General features: G+C 41.5%; 12 protein-coding genes and 1 tRNA gene. 12 read left to right on the top strand and 1 reads right to left on the bottom strand.

The annotated features are described in order from the left end of the window. Positions 1 to 2 precede the first annotated feature (2 nt). From whiA to QZL64_RS01205, 8 genes are all read left to right on the top strand, one after another. On the top strand, positions 3 to 881 hold the full coding sequence (gene whiA, locus QZL64_RS01240) for a DNA-binding protein WhiA (RefSeq protein ID WP_005331963.1): 879 nt from the start codon (positions 3 to 5) through the stop codon (positions 879 to 881). Between the two features lie 16 nt (positions 882 to 897). Continuing rightward, complete coding sequence (locus QZL64_RS01235) at positions 898 to 1,161, top strand: HPr family phosphocarrier protein (protein ID WP_005338598.1); 264 nt, start codon at positions 898 to 900, stop codon at positions 1,159 to 1,161. A 94-nt stretch (positions 1,162 to 1,255) separates the two neighbouring features. Continuing rightward, positions 1,256 to 2,206 (top strand): diacylglycerol/lipid kinase family protein, encoded by a 951-nt coding sequence (locus QZL64_RS01230; protein WP_005331965.1) that lies wholly within the window; start codon positions 1,256 to 1,258, stop codon positions 2,204 to 2,206. 4 nt (positions 2,207 to 2,210) lie between these two features. Further along, positions 2,211 to 3,584 carry a sodium-dependent transporter gene (locus QZL64_RS01225; protein ID WP_022278468.1) on the top strand — a complete coding sequence of 458 codons (1,374 nt, stop codon included), beginning with the start codon at positions 2,211 to 2,213 and terminating at the stop codon, positions 3,582 to 3,584. Between the two features lie 428 nt (positions 3,585 to 4,012). Continuing rightward, a tRNA-Glu gene (locus QZL64_RS01220) sits at positions 4,013 to 4,084 on the top strand. A gap of 292 nt (positions 4,085 to 4,376) precedes the next feature. After that, positions 4,377 to 5,243, top strand: a complete 867-nt coding sequence (fba, locus tag QZL64_RS01215) for a class II fructose-1,6-bisphosphate aldolase (RefSeq protein WP_021840236.1) — start codon at positions 4,377 to 4,379, stop codon at positions 5,241 to 5,243. Positions 5,244 to 5,447: 204 nt separating this feature from the next. Continuing rightward, the gene (locus QZL64_RS01210) at positions 5,448 to 7,559 is read left to right on the top strand and encodes a glutamine synthetase III family protein (RefSeq protein WP_021840235.1); all 2,112 of its coding nucleotides are present in this window, start codon (positions 5,448 to 5,450) and stop codon (positions 7,557 to 7,559) included. A 283-nt stretch (positions 7,560 to 7,842) separates the two neighbouring features. Next, positions 7,843 to 8,364: a DUF1700 domain-containing protein gene (locus QZL64_RS01205; protein WP_005338588.1), complete on the top strand. Its 522-nt coding sequence runs from the start codon at positions 7,843 to 7,845 to the stop codon at positions 8,362 to 8,364. Positions 8,365 to 8,842: 478 nt separating this feature from the next. Here QZL64_RS01205 and QZL64_RS14530 read toward each other — a convergent pair whose 3' ends face one another. Next, complete coding sequence (locus tag QZL64_RS14530; protein ID WP_227275641.1) at positions 8,843 to 8,926, bottom strand: putative holin-like toxin; 84 nt, start codon at positions 8,924 to 8,926, stop codon at positions 8,843 to 8,845. Between the two features lie 200 nt (positions 8,927 to 9,126). Here QZL64_RS14530 and QZL64_RS01200 point away from each other — a divergent pair, with 200 nt between their 5' ends. The 4 genes from QZL64_RS01200 (at position 9,127) to QZL64_RS01185 (ending at position 11,945) form a co-directional block, all read left to right on the top strand. Next, on the top strand, positions 9,127 to 9,330 hold the full coding sequence (locus tag QZL64_RS01200; RefSeq protein WP_005331971.1) for a hypothetical protein: 204 nt from the start codon (positions 9,127 to 9,129) through the stop codon (positions 9,328 to 9,330). 260 nt (positions 9,331 to 9,590) lie between these two features. Next, complete coding sequence (locus tag QZL64_RS01195; protein WP_021840234.1) at positions 9,591 to 10,745, top strand: THUMP domain-containing class I SAM-dependent RNA methyltransferase; 1,155 nt, start codon at positions 9,591 to 9,593, stop codon at positions 10,743 to 10,745. Between the two features lie 23 nt (positions 10,746 to 10,768). Then, on the top strand, positions 10,769 to 11,392 hold the full coding sequence (rdgB, locus tag QZL64_RS01190; protein ID WP_005331974.1) for an RdgB/HAM1 family non-canonical purine NTP pyrophosphatase: 624 nt from the start codon (positions 10,769 to 10,771) through the stop codon (positions 11,390 to 11,392). Positions 11,393 to 11,465: 73 nt separating this feature from the next. Beyond that, positions 11,466 to 11,945, top strand: a complete 480-nt coding sequence (locus QZL64_RS01185) for a metallophosphoesterase (RefSeq protein WP_021840233.1) — start codon at positions 11,466 to 11,468, stop codon at positions 11,943 to 11,945. Positions 11,946 to 12,099: the final 154 nt, after the last annotated feature.

Raw genomic sequence — 12,099 nt, 5'->3', positions numbered from 1 at the left:
TCATGTCGTTTTCGGGGAAAATAAAAGAAGAACTCGCAGAGCATGTCGCAAAAGCACGGCATTGTAATCTGGCAGAACTGACTGCGATTTTACATATGTGCGGGGAATTTGAAGAAGATAAAAATGGTATATGTACGATTAGATTCCGATCAGAAAATTATCTGGTAGCGAGAAAGTGCTTTACATTAATGTCAAAAACATTTAATATAGAAGCTGACATCGTAGTCCGAAAGAATATGACGAATGGAAGCACAAGTTATTTTATGCGTTGGGCAGGGGAGGAACTGCTGGCGGTAAAGAATGCACTTGTGCAGGCTGTATGCTGTAAGCGTGCTTATATCAGGGGGGCATTCATTGCAGCAGGATCGATGAGTGATCCGAGCAAGTCTTATCATTTTGAGATTGTGTGTGGGGAACTTGCACAGGCAGAGTATGTGAGAGATATGATCAACAGCTTTGACCTGGATGCTAAGATCGTAACGCGTAAGAAGACATTTGTCGTATACTTGAAAGAAGGATCCCAGATTGTGGATGTCCTGAACATTATGGAAGCGCACATCGCCCTCATGGAACTTGAGAATGTCCGCATTCTGAAGGAGATGCGTAACTCAGTGAATCGAAAAGTTAATTGTGAGACAGCGAATATCAACAAGACCGTATCGGCGGCCGTAAGGCAGATGGAAGATATTGTGTATGTCAGAGATACAGTTGGCTTGGATTATTTGCCGGAAGGATTAAGAGACGTTGCCCTTACACGGCTTGAGAATCCGGATGCAACTCTGAAAGAGCTGGGGAGTCTTATGGCAGACCCGGTTGGAAAATCAGGGGTGAATCACCGGCTGAGAAAGATTAGCGAGATAGCAGATAAGTTAAGGGGTTAGTTTAAGGAGGATTTATATGATTAAGAAACCTGTTACACTTCAGTCAGACCTGGACATGGAGTCCAGACCAATCGCACATCTTGTGCAGGAGGCAAGTCAGTATGACAGTACGGTGTACATTGAGATGGACAACATGAAGATTAATGCCAAAAGTATTATGGGGATGATGGCATTACAGTCACACCAGCCGGGAAAAGGAACCAACCTTACTCTCATTGCTGAGGGAGACGACGAGGAGCAGGCTGTAAGTGGAGTGGAATCATTTCTGCTTGCACAGTAATCAATAACATACATAGATAATTGAGGAATCGAAAGAGGGCATCTCACATGCCCTCTTTTTGGAATATATTGTAAAACCATGGAGGAAATGTCAGATGAAAAAGCTTCTATTTGTATATAATCCACGTGCAGGAAAAGAGATGCTAAAGCCAAGATTGTCAGATGTTCTTGATATCTTTGTGAAAGCGGGATATGAAGTGACAGTGCATCCGACACAGGCATACAGGGACGCTTATTATCAAATCAAGGAATACGAAGTTGGCAAATATGATCTGATTGCGTGTAGCGGTGGAGATGGAACGATTGACGAGGTTGCGACTGGAATGATGAAGCGCCGTGAGATGGGAAAAGATGTTGTTCCGGTAGGATATATTCCGGCAGGAACGACGAATGATTTTGCCAAGAGTCTGCACATTCCGAGAAAACCCCTTGCGGCAGCAGACAATGCGGTGAAGGGAGTTCCATTTCCGTGCGACATTGGAAAGTTCAATGACAGCGTATTTGTTTATATTGCAGCATTTGGAATTTTTACAGATGTGTCTTACGAGACAGATCAGGCAGTGAAAAATGTACTTGGTCATATGGCGTATATATTGGAAGGCGCAAAGAGAATCTTTAACATTCCTTCCTATAAAATTAAGGTGGAGCATGACGGGGAAGTTATCGAGGACGAATTTATCTTCGGTATGGTGACGAATTCTCGTTCCGTTGGCGGCTTTTCTAATATGGTCGGGAAAAATATAGTATTTGACGACGGACTGTTTGAAGTGACACTGATCAAGACACCGAAGAATCCGATTGCTTTGCAGGAGATTATTGCAGCACTCCTGATCGAGCAGGTGGATACAAAGCATATGTACACATTTAAGACAAAAAAAATTACCTTTGATTCTGTGGAAGAGATTCCGTGGACACTGGATGGAGAGTTCGGCGGAGAACAGGATTATGTGGAAATCGAGAATGTTCAGAAGGCAATGGAGATTATGGTTCCGGAGAATCATGTACTGGAGCTGAGCGAGCAGAAAAATAAAATAGAAAGAGATTAAATAAGTGGAGACTAGAGAAAAATTTTCATCAAGACTGGGATTTATATTAATGTCCGCAGGCTGTGCAATTGGTCTGGGAAATGTATGGAGATTCCCGTATATCACAGGAGTGTACGGAGGAGGAGCATTTGTGCTTCTGTATCTGTTCTTTCTTTTGATTTTAGGACTTCCGATCATTGTTATGGAGTTCGCGGTTGGCCGTGGAAGCCAGAAGAGTATTGCAAAGTCTTTCAATGAACTGGAACCAAAAGGAAGTAAATGGCACATTTACCGCTATTTCGGAATTGCAGGTAATTATCTGCTGATGATGTTCTATACGACAATCGGCGGCTGGATGCTTGCATATTTCGTAAAGATGGTAAAAGGAGATTTCGTAGGAGCTGACACAAAGCAGGTGGAGGCGATTTTTGGAGAACTGACTTCTAACAGAAATGAAATGCTGTTCTGGATGATTTTGATTTCCGTGCTGGGGCTTATAGTGTGTTCTATGGGACTTCAAAATGGTGTCGAGAAAATGACAAAATTCATGATGTCCAGTTTGTTTGTAATTATGTTAATATTGGTCGTTCGTGCAACGACACTGGACGGTGCGATAGACGGATTGAAGTTCTATCTGCTTCCGGATTTTGGTAAGATGGCCGAAAATGGATTTAAAGAAGCGGTGTTTGCGGCAATGGGGCAATCATTCTTTACTTTAAGTGTCGGAATTGGTGCCCTGGCAATCTTTGGAAGTTATATTGGAAAAGAGAGAAGATTGACTGGAGAGGCAATCAGCATCACTGTTCTGGATACGGTTGTAGCGCTTGTTGCAGGTCTGATCATATTTCCATCCTGTTTTGCATTTGATGTAAACCCGGGTCAGGGACCAGGACTTGTATTTGTGACACTGCCAAATGTATTCCGTGAGATGGCAGGCGGAAGAATCTGGGGAGCTCTGTTCTTCCTGTTCATGTCGTTTGCAGCATTTTCCACGATCATCGCAGTGTTCCAGAATATTATCCAATTCGCAAGAGATATGTGGGGGATTTCTTTGAAGAAATCTGTTCTTATTAATGGAGTTCTGCTGATTCTTCTTGCAGTGCCTTGTGTGCTTGGAATGACAGACTGGGCAGGATTCTCTATAGGTGGAAAGAATATTATGGATATCGAGGATTTCCTTGTAAGTAATAACCTTCTGCCGATTGGATCACTGGTATATCTTTTGTTCTGTATGACAAGATATGGCTGGGGATGGGATAATTTCATAAAAGAAGCAAATACCGGATCCGGAGTGAAATTCCCGACACATAAAGCCATCCGGTTTTACCTGACATTTATCCTGCCGCTGATCGTGCTGTTTATATTTGTGCAAGGTTATTGGGGCTTGATCGCAGGATAGGACATAAAAAACGTAGTTTTAGATTACGATGTCGTACAAACAATGGTTTTGCACCGACCGAAACGGAGTGTAGACTTGCAGAGGTGCGCAGTAGAAGTATGTCATGCAATTGCATGACGCGCACCTCGCAGCAAGAATGTATTGTTTAATTGCGATGTTATAAACTAAAATATGAAATTTTTATTGCGGGTGAAAGAGAATAGATATTTGAGCCCAGCGTAAGAAAGCCAATACACCGAAAGCCGAATATGATTTCCAGTATAAAGGAGCATCGGAATGTCAGATGCGTCCCTGCAAAATGTCGGAATTTGATGAAAAAATAAAAAAGTTTAAAAAAATTGAAAAAAGTGCTTGCATTCTTGGGAAACCTTTGCTATACTAAGCAAGTACCGAATGCGAGGGTACGGAAAAAACATAAAAACTGATATGGCTCCGTGGTCAAGCGGTCAAGACGCTAGCCTCTCACGCTGGAATCAGGGGTTCGATTCCCCTCGGAGTCACTAAGATCCACAGATTGTTCTGTGGATTTTTTTGTTGTATCCGTGATGAAACGAAGTCTGAGGAGTATTCACCTGGGAAAGATATTTTACAAAAGTATTAGTCCAGAAAACGGAAATAACTTATTTGAAGTATAAAAAGGCGTAGAATTTAATTGTTAAAAATATGACAAAAATACTTCTGGATTGGCTGAATTTTTTGACAAAATCACATGTCTCCAGATACTTGTCATTTAGAATGTTATGGTCTATAATGAGGAAAGCAAAGGTAACAATTTAAATGGAGGAATTTAATATGTTAGTATCAGCAAAAGAAATGCTTGAAAAAGCAGTAGAAGGCCACTATGCAGTAGGGCAGTTTAACATCAACAATCTGGAGTGGACAAGAAGTGCGCTTCTTGCAGCAGAAGAGGTAAAATCTCCAATTATCCTTGGTGTATCTGAGGGCGCAGGAAAATGGATGACAGGATTCAAGACAGTTTCCGCTATGGTACAGGCCATGATTGAAGAACTGAATATCACAGTTCCGGTAGCATTACATCTTGACCATGGTACATACGAAGGATGTTATAAGTGTATAGAGGCAGGATTCTCCTCTATTATGTTCGACGGATCACACTATCCGATCGAGGAGAACATTGAGAAGACGCGTGAACTTGTGAAAGTCTGCAATGAGAAAGGAATTTCTCTTGAAGCAGAGGTTGGCTCTATCGGTGGAGAAGAGGATGGCGTAGTCGGAATGGGCGAGTGCGCAGATCCTAAGGAATGCAAGATGATCGCTGATCTCGGTGTTACAATGCTGGCAGCAGGAATCGGTAATATTCATGGAAAATATCCTGCAAACTGGCAGGGACTCAGCTTTGAGACTCTTGATGCAATTCAGCAGTTAACTGGAAAACTCCCGCTCGTTCTTCACGGTGGTACAGGTATTCCGGATGATATGATTAAAAAGGCAATCAGTCTCGGTGTTGCTAAGATCAATGTAAATACAGAGTGCCAGCTTTCATTTGCAGAAGCTACACGTAAATACATTGAGGCAGGAAAGGATCTGGCAGGAAAAGGATACGATCCACGTAAACTTCTCAAACCAGGTGCAGATGCAATTATTGAAACTGTCAAAGAAAAGATGGAATTATTTGGCTCAGTTGGTAAGGCTGAATAAAGATTTAATTTATACTTGCCTTTTTCAGACGATAGGGTTATACTAACAGACATAGACAGAACAAAGGCGTTCCAATGTTGAATTGGAGTGCCTTTTCTGTATATATAAAAATAGTAATTGTTTAGTATTTGACAAACGGCGAGTATAAGAATATGGTATTGAATGATTACAATTTAAAATAAGTGAAAGAGAGGAAAGCAGGATATGAGTGAGCGTTTTAATGTAGCAGACATTTTCGGAGAAGATGTATTTAATGACACTGTTATGCAAGAGCGCCTTCCGAAAAAAGTATACAAGGATTTGAAGAAGACGATCGAGGAAGGAAAAGAATTAGACCTTGCCACAGCTGATGTCATCGCACATGAGATGAAAGAGTGGGCAATTGAGAAAGGAGCTACACATTATACGCACTGGTTTCAGCCATTGACAGGTGTAACTGCTGAGAAGCATGATTCATTCATTTCCGCACCGCTTCCGAGTGGAAAGGTTCTTATGAGCTTTTCTGGAAAAGAACTGATCAAAGGAGAGCCGGATGCATCTTCATTCCCGTCCGGAGGACTTCGTGCAACATTTGAAGCACGTGGATATACAGCATGGGATTGTACATCACCGGCATTTGTAAGACATGATGCAGCAGGTGCTACACTTTGTATCCCAACTGCTTTCTGTTCTTATACAGGAGAGGCACTGGATCAGAAGACACCACTTCTTCGTTCTATGCAGGTAATCAATGAACAGTCATTGAGATTACTTCGTCTCTTTGGAAATACAACAGCTAAGAAGGTAACACCTTCTGTTGGACCTGAGCAGGAATATTTCTTAGTAGATGCTAAAAAGTTCATGCAGAGAAAAGATTTGATCTATACAGGACGTACACTTTTCGGAGCAATGCCTCCAAAAGGTCAGGAGCTGGATGATCATTATTTTGGAACAATCCGCCAGAGAATTGCAGGATTTATGAAAGATGTAAATGAACAGCTCTGGAAAGTTGGAGTTTCATCAAAGACACAGCATAATGAGGTTGCACCGGCACAGCATGAGCTTGCACCGATCTATGCTGAGGCAAATGTGGCTTTGGATCACAACCACCTTGTAATGCAGACATTAAAGAGAGTTGCATGTCAGCATGGTATGAAGTGTCTGCTTCACGAGAAACCATTTGCAGGAGTTAATGGATCTGGTAAACATGACAACTGGTCACTGACAACGGATGATGGAAAGAATCTTCTGGATCCAGGTGATACACCTCATGAGAATATCCAGTTCTTACTTGTACTTACATGTATTTTGAAAGCTGTTGATGAGCACGCAGATCTTCTTCGTGAGTCTGCAGCTGATCCGGGAAATGATCACAGACTTGGAGCAAATGAGGCTCCACCGGCAATTGTATCTGTATTCCTTGGAGAGCAGCTTGAGGATGTCCTGAATCAGTTGATCAGCACAGGAGAAGCTACACATAGTCTTGCAGAGGGAATCCTTAAGACAGGTGTAGATACACTTCCGGATTTTACAAAAGATGCTACAGACCGTAACAGAACATCACCATTTGCATTTACGGGTAATAAATTTGAGTTCCGTATGGTAGGATCTCGTGATTCTATTGCCGGACCGAACGTTGTACTTAACACAATCGTAGCAGATGCATTTGCAGAGGCATGTGATGTACTGGAGAAAGCAGATGACTTTGATCTTGCAGTACATGATCTGATCAAGAAATATGCGACAGAGCATCAGAGAATCGTATTCGGTGGAAATGGATACTCTGACGAGTGGGTTGCAGAGGCTGAGAGACGTGGACTTCCGAACATCAAGTCTATGGTAGAAGCTATTCCGGCACTGACAACAGATAAAGCAATTAACCTCTTTGAGAAATATAAAGTATTTACAAAGGCAGAGCTTGAGTCCCGTGCCGAGATCAAATACGAGAACTACTCAAAGGCAATCAATATTGAAGCTCGCACAATGATCGATATGGCTACAAAACAGATCATTCCTGCAGTTATCAAATATACAAAAGAACTTGCAGATACAATCAATGCTGTAAAGGCAGCAGGTGCAGACGTTTCTGTACAGTCTGAGCTTCTGACAGAGATTTCGGCTCTTCTTGTAGAGAGCAAGAACGCTCTGAAAGCTTTAACAGAAGTTACAGAGAAAGCTGTAGAGATGGAAGAAGGAGAAGAGCAGGCCAGATACTATCACTTCACAGTTGTGCAGGCTATGGCTGCGCTTCGTTCACCAGTTGACAAACTTGAGATGATCGTAGATAAAGAAGCATGGCCAATGCCTTCTTACGGAGATCTGATGTTTGAAGTATAAGATAAATGTTCCGATAGCAGAGTACAGGAGATTGTAGACTGCGGAAACTTTAGAAAGAATTAAGGATTTTATAAGGACCTTGGACTTGGAATGGACACATCTTTGTGCTATTCTAGGCTCAAGGTCTTTTTCTATGGCATTTGAGTAATGTTGTATGGAGTAGAGATGCATTGTGGATCTTTAAATAATAAAGTGTGAAGGTGTCTGGCTCGCTCGTGATACATAATAGAAACGATTAAGTGTTAATATTAGATATAAGAGATTAAGGAAGGAGATGGAAGATATGACAAAAAATGAATTCCTGGAGGGGCTTAGAAAGGCTCTTGGTAATGATCTGGATCGTGAGACTGTGCAGGAAAATGTTGCATATTATGATGGGTATATCAGTGTTCAAGTGAATCTTGGAAGAACAGAAGAAGAGGTGACCGCGGATCTTGGTGATCCGTGGGTAATTGCGCAGACAATTATTGATGCGGAGGAAGCAAAGCGGGGCACGGGCAGAAATGCTGGAAGTTCCTATACTACCGCCAATAGTGGATTCAGTGATCCAGTATATGGAGATGGCGGGGATTATACACGCGAGGATTATTATGATCAGAATCAGGGATATCAGACACATGTGCACACATTTGGCTTTGATACCTGGTGGAAAAAGCTGTTGCTGATACTTGGAATTATTGGGATTATCGTGCTTGTAGTATCGATTGTTGGAGGAATTATAAGCCTTCTGGCACCGATTTTGATTCCGCTTGTGATCATTATGCTGATTATCAGACTGATTGGCGGAAGCGGCCGGCGATGGTAAGCGAGACAGGCAGCCATATAAATATGATTTATATATAGAAAATATATGAAATAAGAAACAGACATTCCGACGGGGTTAAAATTAAGCCTGCCAGAATATCTGTTTTTGTTTGGGAAAATAGGGCAAAATAAAAGACTGATAGGGGAGCTATCAGTCTTTTGAGGGGAGTATAAATAATTAATAAGGGGTTGTAGAAAGTTGTGCTTCCTACGAATTCAAGTATAATATAGGAATTTCTAAAAAGCAAGATAAAAATGAAAAATCTTAAAAAAACCTTAAGGTGAGATTAAGATGCAAGATAATAACTTCATGCATTGGGAAGTAATGCTTTTGTTGAGGTAGCTGGTTTGACAAAATAGAAATGTTAACATATAATATACTTAACAGGAAAGCTGGAAGGTGAATGCAGCTCACCCGTTCCGGCGAATAAATTTATTAGTTATAAAGAATAGTCGTCAACTCGCCAAAGTCAGGACGGCTATTTTTTATGGGTAAAACTAAGTATTGCAACAATAAGCATCGCTATGGATACAATAAGCTGTAATTCTTCATATGTACTCATGTAGCACCACCTCCGACAGGCTCGGAACAGGTGCAGCACGTCCTCCAGTTTCCCGGTTAAATATATTATATGAGGATATTATAATATATTTAATAGCAAAAATATAGCAAAAATATAAAAATAAAACTATTTTACATCACATAAAATTCGGATGCCGGGACATACTAATTTTGCAGCAAAAAAGATTAGGAGGAATTAATATGGCTAAGAATTACAGTTCATCAAACAAAAACAGTTACGGCGAGGATGGTTACAACTCAACAAACAAGAACAAAACAAATTCAAGTATGGGGGATAAAAACGCATCTAACAAGACTTCAAACAAGAATGCAAAGAATTCTTCAAACAAGAATGCATCTAACGCATCTGACCGCAACTGTCATGATGAGAGTGACAGATACTAATCAGAGCTGATGATCAGCGTGGTTTGCAGGTATACTGTGAATTTTGCTGGCGACCGGGGGCATGCCACAAGGCATGTCCCTGTTTGCGTTGCCGGGCATATGAAGTGATAATGATTGAGAAACTGCCTGAGATATTTGAAAATATTATTTTTCAATATTTTTTGTTGAGTCCGACTTACGGAAATGATTGACAGTGCCCGGTAATAAAAGTAATATGAAAGAAAAACTTTTTTAATGCAAATGATGATTTGGAGAGATATATGAGAAGAATGGAATTGATTGCTCCGTGCCATTTTGGACTGGAAGCAGTGCTAAAACGTGAAATTATAGACCTTGGATATGAGATTTCGGAAGTGGAAGACGGAAGAGTCACATTTATCGGAGATGAGGAGGCTATATGCCGTGCAAATGTGTTCCTGCGTACGGCAGAGCGTATTCTCATTAAGGTGGGGAGCTTTAAAGCAACAAGCTTTGAAGAGCTGTTTGAGGCAACGAAGAGCCTTCACTGGGAAGAATATATTCCGAGAAACGGAAAATTTTGGGTTGCGAAAGCTGCTTCGATAAAAAGTAAGCTGTTCAGCCCGTCAGATATTCAGTCTATTATGAAAAAAGCGATGGTACGCAGACTTCAGGAGTATTATGGCATCGAATGGTTCCCGGAGGATGGAGCATCTTACCCGGTACGTGTATTTTTAATGAAAGACATTGTGACAATTGGAATTGATACTTCAGGGGTATCTTTACATAAACGCGGATATCGAGAAGTGTCTGGAAAAGCGCCGATTACAGAAACGTTGGCGGCATCACTTATTATGCTGACACCTTGGAATAAAGACCGGATCCTGGTAGATCCATTTTGTGGAAGTGGAACATTTCCGATTGAAGCGGCTATGATGGCAGTCAATATTGCTCCGGGAATGAATCGTTCTTTTACAGCTGAATCTTGGATGAATATTATACCGAAAAAGGTCTGGTATGACACGATTGATGAGGCAAATGATTTGATTCAGGATGATGTCGAGGTGGACATTCAGGGATACGATCTGGACAGTTCTGTAATTAAGATCGCAAGGCGCAATGCCAGAGAGGCGGGAGTGGATCATCTGATACATTTTCAGGAAAGAGACGTTAAAGATCTGCATCACCCGAAAAAATATGGTTTTGTGATTACCAATCCACCGTATGGTGAGCGATTGGAGGATAAAAAGGATCTTCCGGCCCTTTACAGAGCATTTGGTGAGAGCTTTAAGCATTTGGACAGCTGGTCTGCCTATATGATAACTTCTTATGAAGAAGCTGAACGATATTTTGGACGCAAGGCGGATAAGAATCGTAAGATTTATAATGGAATGTTGAAGACTTATTTCTATCAGTTCCTTGGACCGAAACCGCCAAAAAAGCTGAGGGAGAAGTAGGAAAAACCAGAGGAGAATTGAAGATGGACACAATTATATTTGCGACAGGTAACAAAAATAAAATGATAGAGATCCGTATGATTCTAGCAGATCTTGGCTGCAAGATCTTGTCCCAGAAAGAAGCCGGAATCCAGGCGGATGTAGTAGAGGATGGACAGACATTTGAGGAAAATGCGTTAATTAAGGCGACGACGATCGCGGATATTGCACGGAAGATGCCGGAGTATAAAAATGCAGTTGTTCTGGCAGACGATTCCGGATTGGAAATCGATGCGCTGAATAAAGAACCGGGAATCTATTCGGCACGCTATATGGGTGAGGATACGTCTTATGATATTAAGAACCAGGCGCTGATAGACCGGCTTGAGGGAGTGCCGGATGAGAAGCGTACGGCAAGATTTGTATGTGCGATAGCGGCGGCGCTTCCAGACGGAAGTACGGAAGTTGTACGAGGAACGATGGAAGGTCGTATTGGTTATGAGATCACAGGGGAAAATGGATTCGGATATGATCCGATCTTTTATCTGCCGCAGTTTGGCTGCAGCAGTGCAGAACTTGAACCGGAGAAGAAAAATGAACTGAGCCATCGCGGAGAAGGACTTCGCAAAATGCGCAAAGTATTGGAAGAAAAGCTGGAAAGCAAATAGAAGATATAACCAGACGAAAGAAAAGGCAGCTAGAAGAATGCAGTAAAAGAAAAGACAGGAAGACAAAAGAAATATGAAAATTGTGATAGTAAGTGATACACATGGTTCCAGAAAGAATATTGAAAATGTTTGTGAGTGTAATCCGGATGCAGATATGCTGATCCATCTTGGTGATGTGGAAGATGATGAAGATTACATAGAAGCTATTTTTGAGTGTCCAACGCATATTGTGGGTGGAAACAATGATTTCTTTTCAAGACTTCCGAGGGAGGAAGAATTTGAACTGGAAGGACATCATATCTTTATTACGCATGGACATGCATATTATGTCAGCATGGGAGAGGCGCATTTGCAGGAAGAAGCGCGCCGCAGAGGTGCGGATATTGTGATGTATGGGCACACACATGTGCCGGCACTTACAATAGACGCTGATCTTGTGACGCTGAATCCGGGCAGCCTGACTTATCCGAGGCAGCAGGGACGACAAGCTACCTACATGGTGATGAAATTAGAAAAAGGAAAAAAGCCTGAAGTAGAGCTTAAAACTGTGTAAAGATATGAACTCAATAAGTCTGGAAAGCCCGATTTTACGGGCTTTCCGAAGTATGGAAGACGCTTTGAAGAATTTTTTGAAAAAAGTTTAAAAAAATTGTTGACATATAGAGGGGGCTTATGTATAATACTATTTGTGTCACGGAGATAACGAC

The organism is Veillonella sp. CAG:933 (genome assembly GCF_000431435.1).
Lineage (GTDB): Bacteria > Bacillota > Negativicutes > Veillonellales > Veillonellaceae > Veillonella_A.
Note: the sequence above shows the minus strand (reverse complement) of the source record. Positions and strands in the feature narration are given on the sequence as shown.

Excerpts from the sequence above, each read along its gene's own strand:
- whiA (WP_005331963.1), top strand. The coding sequence starts at position 3 with ATGTCGTTTTCGGGGAAAATAAAAGAAGAACTCGCAGAGCATGTCGCA.
- QZL64_RS01235 (WP_005338598.1), top strand. The coding sequence starts at position 898 with ATGATTAAGAAACCTGTTACACTTCAGTCAGACCTGGACATGGAGTCC.
- QZL64_RS01230 (WP_005331965.1), top strand. The coding sequence starts at position 1,256 with ATGAAAAAGCTTCTATTTGTATATAATCCACGTGCAGGAAAAGAGATG.
- fba (WP_021840236.1), top strand. The coding sequence starts at position 4,377 with ATGTTAGTATCAGCAAAAGAAATGCTTGAAAAAGCAGTAGAAGGCCAC.
- QZL64_RS01210 (WP_021840235.1), top strand. The coding sequence starts at position 5,448 with ATGAGTGAGCGTTTTAATGTAGCAGACATTTTCGGAGAAGATGTATTT.
- QZL64_RS01205 (WP_005338588.1), top strand. The coding sequence starts at position 7,843 with ATGACAAAAAATGAATTCCTGGAGGGGCTTAGAAAGGCTCTTGGTAAT.
- QZL64_RS14530 (WP_227275641.1), bottom strand. The coding sequence starts at position 8,926 with ATGAGTACATATGAAGAATTACAGCTTATTGTATCCATAGCGATGCTT.
- QZL64_RS01200 (WP_005331971.1), top strand. The coding sequence starts at position 9,127 with ATGGCTAAGAATTACAGTTCATCAAACAAAAACAGTTACGGCGAGGAT.
- QZL64_RS01195 (WP_021840234.1), top strand. The coding sequence starts at position 9,591 with ATGAGAAGAATGGAATTGATTGCTCCGTGCCATTTTGGACTGGAAGCA.
- rdgB (WP_005331974.1), top strand. The coding sequence starts at position 10,769 with ATGGACACAATTATATTTGCGACAGGTAACAAAAATAAAATGATAGAG.
- QZL64_RS01185 (WP_021840233.1), top strand. The coding sequence starts at position 11,466 with ATGAAAATTGTGATAGTAAGTGATACACATGGTTCCAGAAAGAATATT.